The 14,762-nt window shown below is 61.7% G+C and carries 20 protein-coding genes; 12 read left to right on the top strand and 8 right to left on the bottom strand.

What is annotated here, in order from left to right:
• On the top strand, positions 1-1,151 hold a 1,151-nt coding region (locus JHD62_RS19375), incomplete at its 5' end, for an efflux transporter outer membrane subunit (protein ID WP_199104261.1).
• 49 nt (positions 1,152-1,200) lie between these two features.
• Here the strand turns inward: JHD62_RS19375 and JHD62_RS19380 are convergent.
• From JHD62_RS19380 to JHD62_RS19390, 3 genes are read right to left on the bottom strand one after another with little or no spacing between them, the layout of a single operon-like run.
• A complete protein-coding gene (locus tag JHD62_RS19380) occupies positions 1,201-1,650 on the bottom strand; it encodes a GNAT family N-acetyltransferase (protein WP_199104262.1) in 450 nt (149 codons plus the stop codon).
• Between the two features lie 59 nt (positions 1,651-1,709).
• Positions 1,710-2,324, bottom strand: a complete 615-nt coding sequence (thiE, locus tag JHD62_RS19385; RefSeq protein ID WP_045845916.1) for a thiamine phosphate synthase — start codon at positions 2,322-2,324, stop codon at positions 1,710-1,712.
• Positions 2,311-3,150 carry a hydroxymethylpyrimidine/phosphomethylpyrimidine kinase gene (locus JHD62_RS19390; protein WP_199104263.1) on the bottom strand — a complete coding sequence of 280 codons (840 nt, stop codon included), beginning with the start codon at positions 3,148-3,150 and terminating at the stop codon, positions 2,311-2,313. Before JHD62_RS19390 ends, thiE begins: the two co-directional genes overlap by 14 nt.
• A 73-nt stretch (positions 3,151-3,223) precedes the next feature.
• Between JHD62_RS19390 and JHD62_RS19395 the strand changes: the two genes are divergently transcribed.
• The 8 genes from JHD62_RS19395 to JHD62_RS19430 all read left to right on the top strand — a co-directional run bounded on the left by JHD62_RS19395 (position 3,224) and on the right by JHD62_RS19430 (position 10,920).
• Positions 3,224-3,388, top strand: a complete 165-nt coding sequence (locus tag JHD62_RS19395; protein WP_045845915.1) for a rubredoxin — start codon at positions 3,224-3,226, stop codon at positions 3,386-3,388.
• 51 nt (positions 3,389-3,439) lie between these two features.
• Positions 3,440-4,258 carry a M48 family metallopeptidase gene (locus JHD62_RS19400; RefSeq protein WP_199104264.1) on the top strand — a complete coding sequence of 273 codons (819 nt, stop codon included), beginning with the start codon at positions 3,440-3,442 and terminating at the stop codon, positions 4,256-4,258.
• Between the two features lie 53 nt (positions 4,259-4,311).
• Positions 4,312-4,728, top strand: a complete 417-nt coding sequence (locus tag JHD62_RS19405; RefSeq protein WP_233161103.1) for a CopD family protein — start codon at positions 4,312-4,314, stop codon at positions 4,726-4,728.
• A gap of 53 nt (positions 4,729-4,781) precedes the next feature.
• Positions 4,782-5,252 carry a CYTH domain-containing protein gene (locus tag JHD62_RS19410; RefSeq protein ID WP_199104266.1) on the top strand — a complete coding sequence of 157 codons (471 nt, stop codon included), beginning with the start codon at positions 4,782-4,784 and terminating at the stop codon, positions 5,250-5,252.
• Positions 5,253-5,398: 146 nt separating this feature from the next.
• On the top strand, positions 5,399-6,676 hold the full coding sequence (gene hemL, locus JHD62_RS19415) for a glutamate-1-semialdehyde 2,1-aminomutase (protein WP_062788976.1): 1,278 nt from the start codon (positions 5,399-5,401) through the stop codon (positions 6,674-6,676).
• A gap of 173 nt (positions 6,677-6,849) precedes the next feature.
• The gene (locus tag JHD62_RS19420; RefSeq protein WP_199104267.1) at positions 6,850-9,597 is read left to right on the top strand and encodes a DEAD/DEAH box helicase; all 2,748 of its coding nucleotides are present in this window, start codon (positions 6,850-6,852) and stop codon (positions 9,595-9,597) included.
• Positions 9,598-9,659: 62 nt separating this feature from the next.
• Entirely contained in the window at positions 9,660-10,118 is a 459-nt protein-coding gene (locus tag JHD62_RS19425) for a hypothetical protein (RefSeq protein ID WP_199104268.1), read from the top strand.
• A gap of 82 nt (positions 10,119-10,200) precedes the next feature.
• The gene (locus JHD62_RS19430) at positions 10,201-10,920 is read left to right on the top strand and encodes a DUF2145 domain-containing protein (RefSeq protein ID WP_233161104.1); all 720 of its coding nucleotides are present in this window, start codon (positions 10,201-10,203) and stop codon (positions 10,918-10,920) included.
• A gap of 7 nt (positions 10,921-10,927) precedes the next feature.
• On the opposite strand, the gene JHD62_RS19435 is transcribed toward JHD62_RS19430, so the two are convergent.
• The 5 genes from JHD62_RS19435 to JHD62_RS19455 all read right to left on the bottom strand — a co-directional run bounded on the left by JHD62_RS19435 (position 10,928) and on the right by JHD62_RS19455 (position 13,740).
• Positions 10,928-11,296 (bottom strand): CZB domain-containing protein, encoded by a 369-nt coding sequence (locus JHD62_RS19435; RefSeq protein WP_062788980.1) that lies wholly within the window; start codon positions 11,294-11,296, stop codon positions 10,928-10,930.
• Between the two features lie 178 nt (positions 11,297-11,474).
• Complete coding sequence (locus JHD62_RS19440; RefSeq protein WP_199104269.1) at positions 11,475-11,867, bottom strand: VOC family protein; 393 nt, start codon at positions 11,865-11,867, stop codon at positions 11,475-11,477.
• The gene (locus JHD62_RS19445) at positions 11,864-12,130 is read right to left on the bottom strand and encodes a recombinase RecA (RefSeq protein ID WP_199104270.1); all 267 of its coding nucleotides are present in this window, start codon (positions 12,128-12,130) and stop codon (positions 11,864-11,866) included. Before JHD62_RS19445 ends, JHD62_RS19440 begins: the two co-directional genes overlap by 4 nt.
• A gap of 190 nt (positions 12,131-12,320) precedes the next feature.
• Positions 12,321-13,421, bottom strand: a complete 1,101-nt coding sequence (locus JHD62_RS19450; protein ID WP_045845907.1) for a histidinol-phosphate transaminase — start codon at positions 13,419-13,421, stop codon at positions 12,321-12,323.
• Positions 13,422-13,596: 175 nt separating this feature from the next.
• A complete protein-coding gene (locus JHD62_RS19455) occupies positions 13,597-13,740 on the bottom strand; it encodes a lipoprotein (protein ID WP_162531908.1) in 144 nt (47 codons plus the stop codon).
• Positions 13,741-13,803: 63 nt separating this feature from the next.
• On the opposite strand from JHD62_RS19455, the gene cyaY reads away from it, so the two are divergent.
• From cyaY to JHD62_RS19470, 3 genes are all read left to right on the top strand, one after another.
• Complete coding sequence (cyaY, locus tag JHD62_RS19460) at positions 13,804-14,124, top strand: iron donor protein CyaY (protein WP_199104271.1); 321 nt, start codon at positions 13,804-13,806, stop codon at positions 14,122-14,124.
• Positions 14,124-14,534 carry a YqaA family protein gene (locus JHD62_RS19465; protein WP_199104272.1) on the top strand — a complete coding sequence of 137 codons (411 nt, stop codon included), beginning with the start codon at positions 14,124-14,126 and terminating at the stop codon, positions 14,532-14,534. Before cyaY ends, JHD62_RS19465 begins: the two co-directional genes overlap by 1 nt.
• Before the next feature lie 71 nt (positions 14,535-14,605).
• The coding region (locus JHD62_RS19470; RefSeq protein ID WP_304506261.1) for an rRNA adenine N-6-methyltransferase family protein at positions 14,606-14,762 on the top strand (157 nt) is incomplete at its 3' end.

Raw genomic sequence — 14,762 nt, forward strand, 5'->3', positions numbered from 1 at the left:
GCCTGGGTGTGGTGGACAGTGCGCTGTGGCCGCAGCTGAATGCCGGTGCGCGCAGCGGGCGCGACCAGTTCAGCCGCAATAGCGAAAATTTTGCCAATATCCCGTTTGCCAATCCGCGCACCGGCTTTAACGACCAGCGCCTGCAACTGGATGCCAGCTGGGAAATCGACCTGTTCGGCTATACCGCGCGCAGCCGCGAAGCTGCCAGCGCACGGCTGGACAGCATGCAGGAACAGCAGGCCGATGTGGCGCTGCGGGTGGCGGCGGAAGTGGCACGCAATGTGATTGATTACCGTGGCTGGGTGGCACGCCAGCACAATCTGCAAGCCCAGCTGGCCGCAGCGCGGGAAAACCTGCGCTTGATTGCGCTGCAACGTCAGGCTGGGGAGATTTCCGACAGCGAGCTGAACCAGGCCAGTGCGGCTGTAGCCAGCCTGCAAGCGGCGCTGCCAGCGCTGCAAACTGCACAAGGTGCCGCCGTGGCCGCCCTCAGCGTATTGCTGGGCCAGACCCAGGCCCAGTTGCTGGCCACGCTGGCAGCGGAGCGGCCTGTTCCTGCCACGCTCACGCAGGCACCGGTGGGCATGCCGGCTGACTTGTTGCGGCGGCGGCCGGATATCCGTCAGGCCGAGCGCGAACTGGCGGCCGCCACGGCCGATATCGGCGTGGCAGTGGCCGAGCAATACCCGCGGCTGGTGCTGGTGGGCAGTGGCGGCTGGGATTCCATCCACGAAGGCAGTCTCACTGCCGCGGCCAGTCGTTTCTGGAATGTCGGCCCGCAACTGAGCCTGCCCCTGTTTACCGGTGGACGGCTGAAAAACCAGGTGACAGCACGTGAAGCGGCGCGGGATGCAGCGCTGGCGGTGTATCGGCAAAAAGTGCTGGCGGCGCTGGCCGATACCGAAACCGCCTTGCTGCGCTATCAGCAGGAGGCTCAGCGGCAACAGGCGCTGCAAAGCGCCCTGCAGCTTGCCGGACGGCAGCTGGAGATTGCCCGCCAGCGCTTCCGGGTGGGCGAAGCAGCGCAAACCGAGGTATTGGCGCAACAACAGGCCGAGGCACAGCAGCGCGAAGCCTGGCTGGCATCACGGCAAGCGCAGGCAGAAAACCTGGTGGCACTGTTCAAGACCCTGGGTGGGGATGTCAGATAAGCCTCCCGGCTGGTGGCCGGGAGGTGGGTGCTAATGCTGGAAAAATGATTCAGGCCGCCACACAGGCTGGACGCTGGTAATAATTGTCGTACTGTCCGCCCGCTTGCAGCACAAAGCCCTGCCGCTGGTAAAAACCATTGGCGCGGCTGCCTTTCAGCACTTCCACCTGCACCGGCAGGCCCTGCTCGTCGGCTTCGGCCAGCAAGGCCTGCAATACCTGGCTGCCAAGCCCACGGCCATGCCAGGACGGTTGCAGATAGAACTGGTCGATCAGCAGGCCATCTTCGGCTGGCTTGAGAGAAACACAGCCGACACGCTGGCCATTCACGACGATGTGACGACAGTATTCCGGCTGGAAATGATCGGCAAAGCGCTGGCGGGCCCGCACCGGATCGTAACGTCCCAGTGCTTCCAGACTCACCCGCAAGGCCCGCAGACGCAGTGCCAGCAAGGCATCGAAATCGGCCGCGCAGGCCGGTGCGAAAGCAAAATCAATCATCATCACTCCTGACGGCTGCTTGAACTGCGGTTTGAGGGGGCTGACAGCAGGGAACGGCTTCAGTCGAACAAGGCCGCCATCTGACGGGCGGCGGCGGCGGGGTCGGGGGCGTCGAACAGGCCGCCAATCACTGCAATGGCACTGGCGCCGGCGGCCACCACTTCAGCCGCATTTTCCGGAGTGATGCCGCCAATGGCGACCGATGGCAGGCCCAGCTTTTTTGCTTCGGCAAACAGCGACAGCGGTGCTGCCACGGCATGCGGTTTGGTACGGGAAGGAAACACCGCGCCAAAAGCCACATAGCTGGCACCGTCACGCGCGGCCTGCTCGGCCAGGCGGATGTCGTTGTAGCAGGACACGCCGATGATGGCATCCGCGCCCAGTACGGCACGGGCGTCGGCCACCGAGCCATCGGTCTTGCCCAGGTGCACGCCATCGGCCTGTACCGCGCGTGCCAGGGTGACGTCGTCGTTGATCAGGAACAGCACCTGGCGGCTCTTGCACAGGCTGGCCAGCAAGCTGGCCTGACGCAGGCGGCGTACGGTGTTGTCGCTCTTGTTGCGGTATTGCAGGATGGCCACGCCGTTATCCAGCACGCGGCTGACCTTGGCCAGCAATTGCTCGCTGTCTTCTGCCTCCGGCGATACCGCATACAAGCCCTTAATCACTGTCACCCTCTGCTCCTTCGTCTTCGCGGGCCCAGAACATCCGGTCCGGGATGTATTGGCCCATGCCGGGGCGGAAACCCGCCACCAGGCTTTGATAGGTATATTCCTGTGCTTCGCGCACCGCTTCGGGCAGCATCAGCCCGGTGGCCAGCATGCCGGCAATGGCCGAGGCCAGCGTGCAGCCCGAGCCGTGATAGCTGCCGGGCAAGCGTTCCCAGCGGTCGGCGCGCACCACGCCATTGGGACTGTACAGACTGTTTATGACTTCTTTGGTATTTTCATGCGTGCCGGTAATCAATACATGCGGGCAGCCCAGTGCCAGCAGCCGTTTGGCACACTCGTCCAGGCTCAGTTCCTCGTCCTCGTCCGGGTCGTTCATCGCCAGCCGGCGGGCTTCCATGCTGTTGGGGGTGATGATGGATACCTGCGGAATCAGCAAGTCGCGCATGGCGGCAATCAGGTCGTCATCGGCCAGTTCGTGGCCGCCACCGCTGCGCAATACCGGGTCCAGCACCACCGGCACGTCCGGATAGTCGGCAATCAGTTGTGCCACCACGGCCACGTTTTCCACGCTGCCCAGCATGCCGATCTTGAACACCAGCACCGGGATGTCTTCCAGCAGGAAGCGCGCCTGGTCGTTCACCATGTCGGCATCCAGCACCATGAAGTCGTCCACGCCCACCGTGTCCTGCACGGTGATGGCGGTAATCACGGACAAGGGGTGGCAACCCAGGCTGGCCAGGGTGAGAATGTCGGCCTGGATACCGGCGCCGCCGGAAGGGTCGGAACCAGCCAGGGTGAGTACTGCTGGTGGAGGGGGCAATGTGGACAAGGCGGTAACCTCTTTGGTCAGATCGTGCGGCAGCAATTAGAATGCCTATTTTAACCGAGCTTGGAATAAACGTATGCGCACCTGGATGTGTCTGATTTGCGGTTTCATCTACGACGAAGAAGCCGGGCGGCCGGAAGACGGCATCGCGCCGGGAACTCCGTGGGAAGATGTCCCGCCCAACTGGACCTGTCCCGATTGCGATGCCCGCAAGGACGATTTCGAAATGGTGGAAATCTGAGCTGGCGGCACGCATGCACTCACGGCCCAAGGCCGTGGCAAGGAATGTGGCATGAATCAAGTTTGCAGAAAAGTCTTTTCCCACGCGGCGCTACTGCTGGCACTGGTGGGCTGTGCCCAGGTCAACACCACCAATAGCGGTGCGGTGGGGATCAACCGTAGCCAGAGCATGTTGCTCAGCGCGCAGGAGGTGGAGCAGTCCTCGGCCAAATCCTATGCCGCACAAGTCGGCCAGGCGCGCAGTGCCGGCAAGCTCAATACCGACAAGGTACTGACTGCCCGGGTAAAACGGGTGTCGCAGCGGCTGATTGCCCAGACGCCGGTATTCCGTCCGGATGCCGCCAACTGGAAGTGGGAAGTGAATGTGGCGCAGACGCCGGAGCTGAACGCCTACGCCATGGCTGGCGGCAAGATCATGGTGTATTCCGGCCTGGTAACCCGCTTGCAACTGACGGATGACGAAATGTCGGCGGTGATCGGCCATGAAATTGCCCACGCACTGCGCGAACACAGTCGTGAAATGCTCAGTCAGGCTTATGCCCAGCAAATGGGTCTGTCACTGGTGGGAACGCTGGCCGGGCTGAACCAGAGCCAGCTCAATCTGGCCGGCATGGTGACGGATGTCGCCCTGAGCAAGCCGCACAGCCGTACCATGGAGTCCGAGGCCGACATCATTGGCCTGGAGCTGATGGCACGTGCCGGTTACAACCCCAATGCCGCCGTCAATGTGTGGAACAAGATGATGAGTGCCGGTGGCGGCAGCGGGCCGGAATTCCTCTCCACCCACCCGTCCGGGCCGACGCGCATCAGCGACTTGCAGGCGCATATCCCGCAAGTGATGCCCTTGTATCTGCAAGCAAAACGCGGTTGAGCACGCTGTTTCACGTGAAACAGCAACCGGCAATCGCCTGAATGGAGTCTGCATTGGCTTACCTGTATCTGAAGGCTTTTCACATCATTTTTGTTACCTCGTGGTTTGCCGGGCTGTTCTACCTGCCGCGCATTTTCGTCAACCTGGCCATGGTTGCGCCAGGGGCAGAATACGACCGTCTGCTGCTGATGGCGCGCAAGCTGTACCGCTTTACCACCCCGCTGGCGGTGCTGGCACTGGCACTGGGCCTTGTGCTGTGGCTGGGCTTTGGCATTGGCGGTGGCTGGCTGCATGCCAAGCTCACCCTGGTGGCGCTGCTGATTGCCTATCACCTGTACTGCGGCAAGCTGTACCGCGACTTTGTTGCCGGGGCCAATCGCCACAGCCATGTGTGGTACCGCTATTTCAATGAAATCCCGGTGCTGGCGCTGTGTGCGGTGGTCATCCTGGTGGTGGTCAAACCCTTCTGAATTTATTTGGCTCACACTGAGCCGGGCGATGCGCCCGCAACTGGAAATCAAGCATGGGACTGGAAATCGAACGCCGTTTTGTCATTGCCAATGATGGCTGGCGCGGCCTGGCCGCAGGCGTGCAATACCGTCAGGGTTATCTGTCGGTAGAAAAGGAACGCACCGTGCGGGTGCGCATTGTGGGCGATCAGGCCTGGCTCACCCTCAAGGGCAATATCAGCGACATCAGCCGCCACGAATTCGAATACACCATTCCGCTGGCGGATGCCCAAACCATCATGGACGCCATGTGCCCGATGGTGGTGGACAAGCTGCGTCACCGTATCGAGTTTGGCGGCTTTGTCTGGGAAGTAGACGAGTTCTTTGGCGACAACGCCGGGCTGGTGCTGGCGGAAATTGAGCTGCCAGCGGAAGACACCCCGTTTGCCAAGCCGGACTGGGTGGGGGCGGAAGTCACCGAAGACGGGCGTTATACCAATGCCTATCTGTCCAAGAAGCCCTACAACAGCTGGCCGCAGCGCTGAAATGCCAACACTGGCCAGCCCGGCTGTGGAAAAATAACGCTTTCGCCAGCATGGATACCGCACGGTACATGCCCTGCACCACTGGCAAACCCGATTCCGGCAGCAAACCAGGCTGGTTTGCGCCCTACCCGTCATAAGGAAACAGCATGTCCCGCAATCTCGAACTGTTTGAACGTGGCAAGAAAACCATCCCCGGCGGCGTCAATTCGCCGGTACGGGCCTTCGGCTCGGTGGGCGGCACGCCGCGCTTTGTGAAAAAGGCGCTGGGCGCACACTTCTGGGATGCCGACGACAAACAGTACATCGACTACATCGGCTCCTGGGGCCCGGCCATTGTTGGCCACGCCCACCCCACCGTGATCAAGGCGGTGCAGGATGTGGCGGTGGATGGCCTGTCCTTTGGCGCGCCCACCGAAGCGGAAATCGAGATTGCCGAGGAAATCTGCAAGCTGCTGCCCTCGGTGGAGCAAGTACGCCTGGTGTCTTCCGGCACCGAAGCCACCATGAGCGCCATCCGTCTGGCGCGTGGCTTTACCGGCCGCGACGCCATCGTCAAGTTTGAAGGCTGCTACCACGGCCACTCCGACAGCCTGCTGGTGAAGGCCGGTTCCGGCCTGCTGACTTTTGGTAATCCTTCTTCCGGTGGTGTTCCGGCGGATTTTACCAAGCACACCCTGGTGCTGGAGTACAACAATGTCGAACAGCTGGAACGCACCTTCAAGGAAATCGGCGACCAGATCGCCTGCGTCATCCTGGAGCCGATTGCCGGCAACATGAACCTGATCAAGCCGTCGGCAGAGTTTGTGCACGCCCTGCGCGCGCTGACCGAAAAGCACGGCACGGTGCTGATCTACGACGAAGTGATGACTGGTTTCCGTGTTGATCTGGGCTGCGCCCAGGCCCTGCATGGCGTCAAGCCAGACCTCACCACGCTGGGCAAGGTGATTGGTGGCGGCATGCCGCTGGCGGCTTTTGGTGGCCGTGCCGACATCATGGGCTGCATCTCGCCGCTGGGTAATGTGTATCAGGCTGGCACCCTGTCCGGTAACCCGGTGGCCGTGGCTGCCGGCCTCACCACGCTGAAGTTGATCCAGGAGCCGGGCTTCCACGCCACCCTGAGCCGCCGCACCGCCCGTCTGGCCGAGGGCCTGGCTGAAGCCGCCAAAGAAGCAGGTGTGAGCATGGTCACCGACAGCGTCGGCGGCATGTTCGGCATCTACTTCTGCGATGCCGTACCCACCAGCTATGCCCAGGTGACGGCCTCGGACCGCGAACGCTTCAACCGCTTCTTCCACGCCATGCTGGAAGAAGGCGTGTACCTGGCCCCGTCGGCTTACGAAGCCGGTTTTGTCTCCATTGCCCATACCGACGAAATCATCGAACAGACCATCGCCGCCGCCCGCCGCGCGCTGGCGCGCATCTGAGCGCAGGTCTCATCTGCAAAGGGCCGCTGCTTTGCAAGCGCCCGACAGCCCAACCGTCCACCCTTGGTGGGCGGTTTTTGTTTGTCCGCGCCGCTTGGCAAACTGCCATCAACAGCAGGTCTCAGGCACAATAGCCCAGCCCAAACAAACCGCTGTTTTCCGTTTCCCTGCTGATGAATATCACCTCCCCCCAGCGCCTGGCCTGGCGCATTCTGGCCAATGAAGCCGGTATCCGCCTTACCCCCTGCATCCAGCAACCAGAAGACGCTGGCTGGAGCCGTGGCCGTGTGCTGCCACTGGGGCGCTTGCTGGATCAGGCCGCGCAGTGGGACTGGCTGAGCGCGCAGGACCGGCTGGTAATCAGCCAGCTTGAGCGTACCCATCAGCTGGCCGATGGCAGCAGCCTGGCCGAGCTGGAAGGCGAAGCCGCCCTGCCTTTGCTGCTGGGCCACCCGGCCCTGTTCTGGGAAGAACAGCCCGATCAGCCGGTCACGCTGGAAGCGGGCCAGATCAGCCTGCTGCTGCAGCGCCAGCAACAGCAGATGGTGCTGCAACTGAGTCCGCCCGGCATTGCCGCCTGCCAGCATTGCCTGTGGCAGCGCAGCGGGCCAAACAGCCTGCTGGTGTACTGGCCGGGGCCGGAAATCCGCCAGCTGGCTGCCTTGCTCGGTCACCGCCTGACTGTGCCGCTGGCGGCGCGCAAAAAGCTGCTGGAAGCCATTGGCGACATGGTGCCGTGGCTGCCGGTGGAACTGGTGGAGACGGATGATGGTGCCGACCTGCCCGCCATGCCGGCCGACCCCCGCTTGTTTGCCGTGCTCACCCCGCTGCCCGAGGGACTGCGCCTGCAACTGCGCTGCCGGGTGGCGGAACAGGCCGCCTGGTATCCGCCGGGGCGCGGGCCATGGCAGCAGGTGGCGCTGGAACAGGGCCAGGCCATCCGCTTTCAGCGTCAGCTGGGCGAGGAAAAACAGGCGCTGGCGGCCTTGCTGGAGGATTGCCCGGCACTGGCAGCAGCAAGGCCCGACCCGGATGGCGTGCTGCAATGGCTGCTGGCCAATCAGCAACAGGCCTTGCAAGTCGTACAGCAGTTGCAGCAATTGCAGGCCATGGCCCCGCAGCGGCTGGAATGTGTCTGGCCGCAAGGTCAGCGCATGCGCATTCAGGCCCAGGCCGGCTTGCCGCAGCTGCGGCTGAAAACCAGACGCAAGAACGGCTGGCTGGAGGTGACTGGTGAGGTGCAGGTGGATGAAGACCGTGTGTTGCAACTACGTCAGTTGCTGGAAGCGCTGGCCAATCAGCCCGGCCAGTACCTGCGCCTGTCCGAGCAGGACTGGCTGGTACTCTCCGACAGTCTGCACGCCAGCTTGCAGCAATTGGCCCGGATGGCCGATCACGCGGTGGCTGACGGCTTGCGCCTCAGCCTGCTGGCCGCCCCCTTGCTGGCCGGGCTGAGTGAGGACATCGGCCAGTTAGACGGCGATGCCGGCTGGCAGCAATTGCAGGTGCGGTGGGACAGTCTGCGGGATTATCAGCCCGTAGTCCCCACCACGCTGCAGGCCAGCTTGCGGCCTTATCAGCTGCAAGGCTTTGCCTGGTTGTCCCGGCTGGCGCATATCGGTGCCGGGGCCTGCCTGGCCGACGACATGGGGCTGGGCAAGACCGTGCAGACGCTGGCCTTGCTGCTCAGCCGTGCGCATCTGGGCCCGCAACTGGTGGTGGCCCCTACCTCGGTGGCGCTCAACTGGCTGGCCGAAGCCACCCGCTTCGCCCCCAGCCTGCGCTTGCGCCCTTATCAACAGCAGCGTGACTTATCCACAGTCGGGCCGCAGGATCTGGTCATTGCCAGTTACGGCCTGCTGCAATTGCAGGCGGACGATTTTGCCGACGTGCACTGGGCCAGCGTGGTGCTGGACGAGGCGCAGGCCATCAAGAATGCGGGTACCAAACGTGCGCAGGCGGCACAAGGCCTGCGGGCGGATTTCCGCCTGGCAGCCAGCGGCACGCCGGTGGAAAACCATCTGGGTGAGTTGTGGAGCCTGTTCCGCTTCATCACCCCCGGCTTGCTGGGCAATGAGGACAAATTCCAGCAGCGTTTTGCCCTACCCATCGCCGAGGGTGATGAAGAAGCCCGCGCCACGCTCAAGGCGCTGATCCAGCCCTATCTGTTACGCCGCACCAAGGCCGAGGTGCTGACCGAGCTGCCGCCGCGCACCGACATCACCCGCCGCATTGCGCTGTCCGAGCAGGAGCTGCATGTCTACGAGGCCATGCGCCAGCAGGCCTTGCAAAAGCTGGCCGAGGTGGACAGTCAGGACAAAAAAACCATGCAGGTGCTGGCCGAACTCACCCGCTTGCGCCGCTTCTGCTGTCATCCTGCCTTGCTGCAAGCGGATACCGCCCTGCCTGCCAGCAAGTTTGCCTTTTTCTGTCAGTTGATGACCGAGCTGCTGGACAACGGCCACAAGGCGCTGGTGTTCAGCCAGTTTGTCGATCATCTGGCGCTGGCCCGGCAATGGCTGGATGAACAAGGCATTGCCTACCAGTATCTGGACGGTGCCACACCGGGCAAGCAGCGCAAGACGCGCATGGATGCCTTCCAGGCTGGCGAGGGCGAGGTGTTTCTGATCAGCCTGAAAGCCGGCGGCACCGGGCTTAACCTGACCGCTGCCGACTATGTGATCCACCTGGACCCGTGGTGGAACCCGGCGGTGGAAGACCAGGCCAGCGACCGCGCCTACCGCATGGGCCAGCAGCGGCCAGTCACCGTGTACCGGCTGGTGGCGGAAAACACCATCGAAGAGAAAATCGTCGCCCTGCATGCGGAAAAACGCGCACTGGCCGACAGCCTGCTGGAAGGTGGTGACCTGGCCGCCATATTGGATGGCGAGGCGCTACTGGCATTGTTACAAGGCAGCTGATGCTTGTGACGCTTTTGTGCCGCATGTGAGTATCCAATCTCCTTTTCCGCAGGATAACAATCATGGTTCGCAACATGGTGGTAGCCAGCTTGCTGGCCGGAATGTCAACGATTGCATTGGCGGACTCATCAGCCAACACGGCATCCGAGACAATTTCACAAGGTACGATTTCGGTTCTGGAGGCTCCGGTAGTCAGTATCGAGGGCAGTGCGCAAGGCAAGGGTGAGTCCGTACTGGGTCCGGTATTGGCAGTTACCGGCAGCGCCTATGTCATTGTTGGCCTGGTCCAGGGCGCCGCAGATATGGTCCGGCTGACATTGGAATCGATGCATGGTGGAGCCAAGCTACTGGTGGAAATTTCGCGCAGCTCGGTGGAGGCTTCCGGTGTGGCCATAGGCAGTACGGTGCAGCTTAGTGCAATCGCCAGCGGCACTTTGCTTGTGGTATCGGGCAAGGTGCTGGCTTTCATCCCCAATAAGTTGGGCGAAACCTTACTGGAGCATAGCCGTGTTCCTTCGTAAAACATGCAGGCAATGCTGGCTGCTTGCCGTTTCTTTTCTGCCCTTGCTGGCTTATGCCGGCCAAAGCTGTGAAGAAAAGCCGTTGACTCCGGAAACCTTCCGGCTGGCCATGCAGGCTGCCGGACAGCTACAGACCAGGCTCAATGAAGTGGGCAGCAATGTGGTAGTGGTCGGGCGAATGGGGCAGGATTTGTCAAAATACGGGCTGCGCTACACCCATTTTGGCATCATGTTCCGCCCGGAAACCGGTGGACGCTGGCGTGTGGCACACTTGCTTAACGACTGTGGAACGGATCGTTCTGACTTGTGGTATGAAGGACTGGGCAATTTCTTCCTGGATGACATGTACCGTTTCGATACGGTACTGCTGGTTCCGCCACCTGTTTTAGCCGACCGCTTGTTGCCACGTTTGCAGGCGGGCAAGGTGCTACGTACGCTACATAGCACGCAGTACAATCTGGTCGCCTACCCCTTTTCCACCCGTTACCAGAACTCTAATGGCTGGGTATTGGAAACGCTGGCGGCAGCCAGTTCCCAGGAAACGCGTATTCATAGCCGCGAGCAGGCACAAATGTGGCTTAAACTGAAGGGTTATCAGCCGACTGAATTGAATCTCGGCCCGCTGACCCGACTGGGTGGCCGCATGTTCAAGGCAAATGTGGCGTTTGACGATCATCCTAACGAATTGCGTTATAACGATCGTATCCAGACGGTTTCGGTGGATTCCATCCTCAATTTCTTCGCAAAAGGCCAGGAGAGTTGGCAAATCATTCAATTGCCTGCACCACAACTGGCCCCGTAGTTAGCTGCTAGTGGCTGAACTGCTGGAACAGCCGCTTGCGCAGTTCGGCAATGCCGCTGCCCACTGCAGACGACAGGCGGCTGTAGTGTGATGGCCCGACCGCCAGTGCTTCGCTGGCGGCATCAAACTCTCCCCGGTTGATGAGTTCGGCCACCCGTGCCGCTTCCCGATGGAATTCGCGGTGGTTATCCACCAGTTGCTGGTAGGCCGCATAGTGGCAGCAGTTGATTCGGCCTTCTTCCTGCAACCAGCGGCCCAGTTCGCAGCCGCAGTCATCTGCTATCTGTGCGCAGTCCAGCTTTCTGCCTTCCAGCATGGCCATGCGCAATTGCAGTTTCATTTCAAAATGCAGCAGTAGGGCATCTTCTAGATTCATGCCATTTCTCCGCCATCTCGTCCCCGAGCTGTCAATATAGACGGGGAGAATCCGTCAAAGCCAGCCCGGTTTCAAGCGTCATCACTTTAATTGAAGCATTTTGACGGGCAGATACTGCGTGACGGTGGCCTGGCTGCAACTGACGGAGCGGTGGCCGATGCCTGGCTTCGGGTCCTGCTCAGTGCGGTAGCGGGCTGCACAACTCCAGCAGCATGCCATCCGGACAACGCAGGAAAGACACCGTCTGGCCCCATGGTTTGACCTGTGGTGCCGCCAGCTCCCTGGCACCGGCCGCCAGTGCTGCCTGGTGTGCAGCGGTCACATCATCGGTGGCCAGGGCGATTTCCACCCCCACCGGCAGTGCACCTTCATCGGCAAAGCGAAAGCCTGCCGGATGATTGCTCAGGGCCAGCGCCTTGCTGGCGAAAGACAGGGTGGTGTCGCCGGTATCCAGCTCGCCATAGTCCCCTTCCGGGGTGAGAAAGCGGCGCGAGAAGCCGAATGCCTCCTCAAAAAAGGCCAGGGAACCGGCGACATCCGCTACATAAACAATGGTGTAGGCAAATTTCATTCTGCTTCCTTTCGGGGGGTGGAGCGAGGTAGCTGTTCCCGCGCCAGTGTGATGATGCTGGTAATGGCCTGCCGTGCTTGTGGGCTGTTATGCCAACAGCTGGAGCCAATTGCCTGCGCCACTTGCCAGGTGATGTCGGCGGCGTCCTGGTCCGCCAACTGACTCAGACTTCTGAAGCCGATCTGTTCCAGGCGGGCGATGACTGAGGGGCCAACCCCCTTGAGGGCAAGCAGTTGCTGGCGTTCTTCAGCGGTAAACGGCATGGGTGTGCTCCTGCTGGAATATTTATGATATGTGGATGGATGGCCCGCAGGCACCAAGGTTCCACAGCAGGACGAAGAAATGGGCTAGTAGAAAGCGATGGCATGTCGCGCAACCTACTTGGGTCTGGGTGCAAAAAAGCCACCGGCTGGCGGTGGCTGGGGTCTGTCAAGGCAGGTGGCAGTGCAGGTACTAGTCCAGCTGACCGGCCAGCGCGGCCAGCACCCGCGCACTGGTGGCCTGCGGATGAGCGGTGATGCGCAGCATGTGGCGGACCGCCGGGTGTTGCGGACGGTGGATGGCCACCCCGCTTTGCAGCAGATGACGCTGGATGGCCTCGGCCTGCAAGGCATCCGGGTAGGCCACGCAAACAAAATTGGTGTGCGATGGCAGCGGCGTCAGGCCCTGGTCGTACAAGGCATGGCTGAGGTGATGGCGCAGGGTGATGGTTTGTGCCACCAGCTTGCGCGAGTAGTCCGGGTCGTCCAGCACAATCTGGGCCGCAGCCTGGGCAATGCTGGACAGCGCGTATTGCGGGCGGATCTGGTCGGCCTTGGCAATGATGTCGGCACTGGCAATGGCAAAGCCTACCCGCAGGCCGGCCAGCGCATAGGCCTTGGACAGGGTGCGCAGGCGCAGGGTATGCGGCAGGATGCCGGCAGGCGGGGCATCAGCGGCATCGGTACAGAAGTCGACATAGGCTTCGTCCAGCAGCAGCAGGGTGTGTGGCGGTAGCGCCGCACGCAGGGTGCGGATGTCTTCTGCCTGCCAGTAGTGGCCGGTGGGATTATCCGGGTTGGCCAGATACAGCACCGAGGCATGCTCGGCGCGGGCTACTTCCGCCAGCCGTGCCAGGTCGGGCTGCAAGTGCTGACCGCGCTGGCAATACGGCACTTCCAGCACGCGGGCCCCTACCCCTTCGGCAAAGTAGCGGAAGGTGGGATAGGTGCCTGCGGTGGTGACGACGGCATCGCCCGGATTGCAGGTCAGGCGCAGTGCCAGCAGGATCAGGCTGTCAGCACCGGTGTCGAACAGCACTTCATCCGGGCTCACGCCATTGAGTCTTGCCGCGCGCTCGCGCAGCGCATGCGCGTACGGGTCCGGATACAGTCTGGCCATTTCCGCCAGGGCCTTGCCCAGCTCACCGGCCAGCGGCGATACCGGGTCGGGCAGGCTTTCATTCGAGCCGATACGGGTCTTGATACGGTGACCCAGCGCCGTTTCCAGCTTCACGATGCCGGGAAACGGGTTGACGATGGTGTGGTGTTCCAGATGGCGGGCAAAACGGGTCATGGCAGATTTTCGTCCTTCGGGCAGCCCATTCTAGATGTGTTCATCAGGTGGACAAATCAGCTTGTCTGCTAACGATAGCAAGCAAACGGCAAAGCCGGCATCAATGGCCGCGCAGTGTAGTGCCTGCCTTTTCGGTTTTAACAAACGGACAGGTAAAAAACTGCAAAGCCGGACTTTACGGCGCCGGACGGGCCTGTGCCGCCGGAGCGGATGCCTGGGCATGACCCGGCTGCTGTTTGGGAAGAAACAGGTTGCCCTTGTAGCCGCAGGCAGTCACGACAAGACTCAGTGCAACACAGGTAAGCAGGGTTCGCAGCATGAAATGTAGTCCGATGTGGCAAAATCGGCAGTCTAGCACACCGCAATTCAAGGAAGAGACGACATGAACGAAAGCGAATTTCTGGATGTGACCGACCGCATTTTCAGCCGAATCGAAGATGCCATTGATGATGCTGGGCTGGATGCCGACTTCGTCACCAATGGCAATGTGCTGGAAATCGAATTCGACGACGGCGGCAAGATCGTGGTGAATCGCCATGCCGCCAATCAGGAACTGTGGATTGCCGCCAAAAGCGGTGGCTACCACTTTGCCTGCAAGGACGGCCAGTGGCTGGCCACCCGTGACGGTGCCGAATTCTTCAGCACACTGAAAACGGCCATTGCCGAGGCGTGTGGCCAGCCTGATCTGGAGCTGGACATCTGATGCAGGCTGTGTGGCTGGCGCTGGGCGGGCTGGTGCTTTCCGCGTTCACCTCCGCCACCATTCTGCCCGGCAATTCCGAACTGGTTCTGGCGGCTTTTCTGTACAAATGGCCGGACTGGCTGTGGCCGGCCCTGCTGCTGGCCACTGTGGCCAACACCGCAGGCAGCGCCACCAGCCTGTGGCTGGGCTACCGCGCTCCGCGCAAGGAACTGTCACCAAGGCTGGAACGCTGGTTTGAACGCTATGGCCCCGCGGTGCTGGTGCTGTCCTGGGTGCCGGTGATTGGTGATGCCCTGCCGCTGGCCGCCGGCTGGCTGCGTTTGCCGTGGACTGCCAGCCTGTGCTGGCTGACCCTGGGCAAGGCGGCGCGTTATCTGGTGCTGGCCTGGGGCGTGGTGGCATTGGCCTGAGTGGAAACAAGGGGTTGGCGCTGGCTGCACCTGAGGGTTTACAATTCGGCCATTACTTATCAAGAGCTTCCATGAGCCAACATATTCCCCGCAAACGCTTTGGCCAGAACTTCCTGCAAGACGCCAGCGTGATTGAAAACATCGTGCATGCGGTCAACCCGCAGCCGGACGATGTGGTCATCGAAATCGGCCCCGGTCTGGGAGCCATCACCAAGCCGCTGCTGGACC

Source organism: Aquitalea sp. ASV11, from assembly GCF_016429185.1.
In the GTDB taxonomy this organism is placed as follows: Bacteria; Pseudomonadota; Gammaproteobacteria; order Burkholderiales; family Chromobacteriaceae; genus Aquitalea; species Aquitalea pelogenes.

Bases quoted from the DNA above. Each gene is read 5' to 3' on its own strand.
- JHD62_RS19380 (WP_199104262.1), bottom strand. From the start codon at position 1,650: ATGATTGATTTTGCTTTCGCACCGGCCTGCGCGGCCGATTTCGATGCC.
- JHD62_RS19395 (WP_045845915.1), top strand. From the start codon at position 3,224: ATGCGCACCTGGATGTGTCTGATTTGCGGTTTCATCTACGACGAAGAA.
- JHD62_RS19400 (WP_199104264.1), top strand. From the start codon at position 3,440: ATGAATCAAGTTTGCAGAAAAGTCTTTTCCCACGCGGCGCTACTGCTG.
- JHD62_RS19410 (WP_199104266.1), top strand. From the start codon at position 4,782: ATGGGACTGGAAATCGAACGCCGTTTTGTCATTGCCAATGATGGCTGG.
- hemL (WP_062788976.1), top strand. From the start codon at position 5,399: ATGTCCCGCAATCTCGAACTGTTTGAACGTGGCAAGAAAACCATCCCC.
- JHD62_RS19420 (WP_199104267.1), top strand. From the start codon at position 6,850: ATGAATATCACCTCCCCCCAGCGCCTGGCCTGGCGCATTCTGGCCAAT.
- JHD62_RS19425 (WP_199104268.1), top strand. From the start codon at position 9,660: ATGGTTCGCAACATGGTGGTAGCCAGCTTGCTGGCCGGAATGTCAACG.
- JHD62_RS19435 (WP_062788980.1), bottom strand. From the start codon at position 11,296: ATGAATCTAGAAGATGCCCTACTGCTGCATTTTGAAATGAAACTGCAA.
- JHD62_RS19440 (WP_199104269.1), bottom strand. From the start codon at position 11,867: ATGAAATTTGCCTACACCATTGTTTATGTAGCGGATGTCGCCGGTTCC.
- JHD62_RS19445 (WP_199104270.1), bottom strand. From the start codon at position 12,130: ATGCCGTTTACCGCTGAAGAACGCCAGCAACTGCTTGCCCTCAAGGGG.
- JHD62_RS19450 (WP_045845907.1), bottom strand. From the start codon at position 13,421: ATGACCCGTTTTGCCCGCCATCTGGAACACCACACCATCGTCAACCCG.
- JHD62_RS19455 (WP_162531908.1), bottom strand. From the start codon at position 13,740: ATGCTGCGAACCCTGCTTACCTGTGTTGCACTGAGTCTTGTCGTGACT.
- cyaY (WP_199104271.1), top strand. From the start codon at position 13,804: ATGAACGAAAGCGAATTTCTGGATGTGACCGACCGCATTTTCAGCCGA.
- JHD62_RS19465 (WP_199104272.1), top strand. From the start codon at position 14,124: ATGCAGGCTGTGTGGCTGGCGCTGGGCGGGCTGGTGCTTTCCGCGTTC.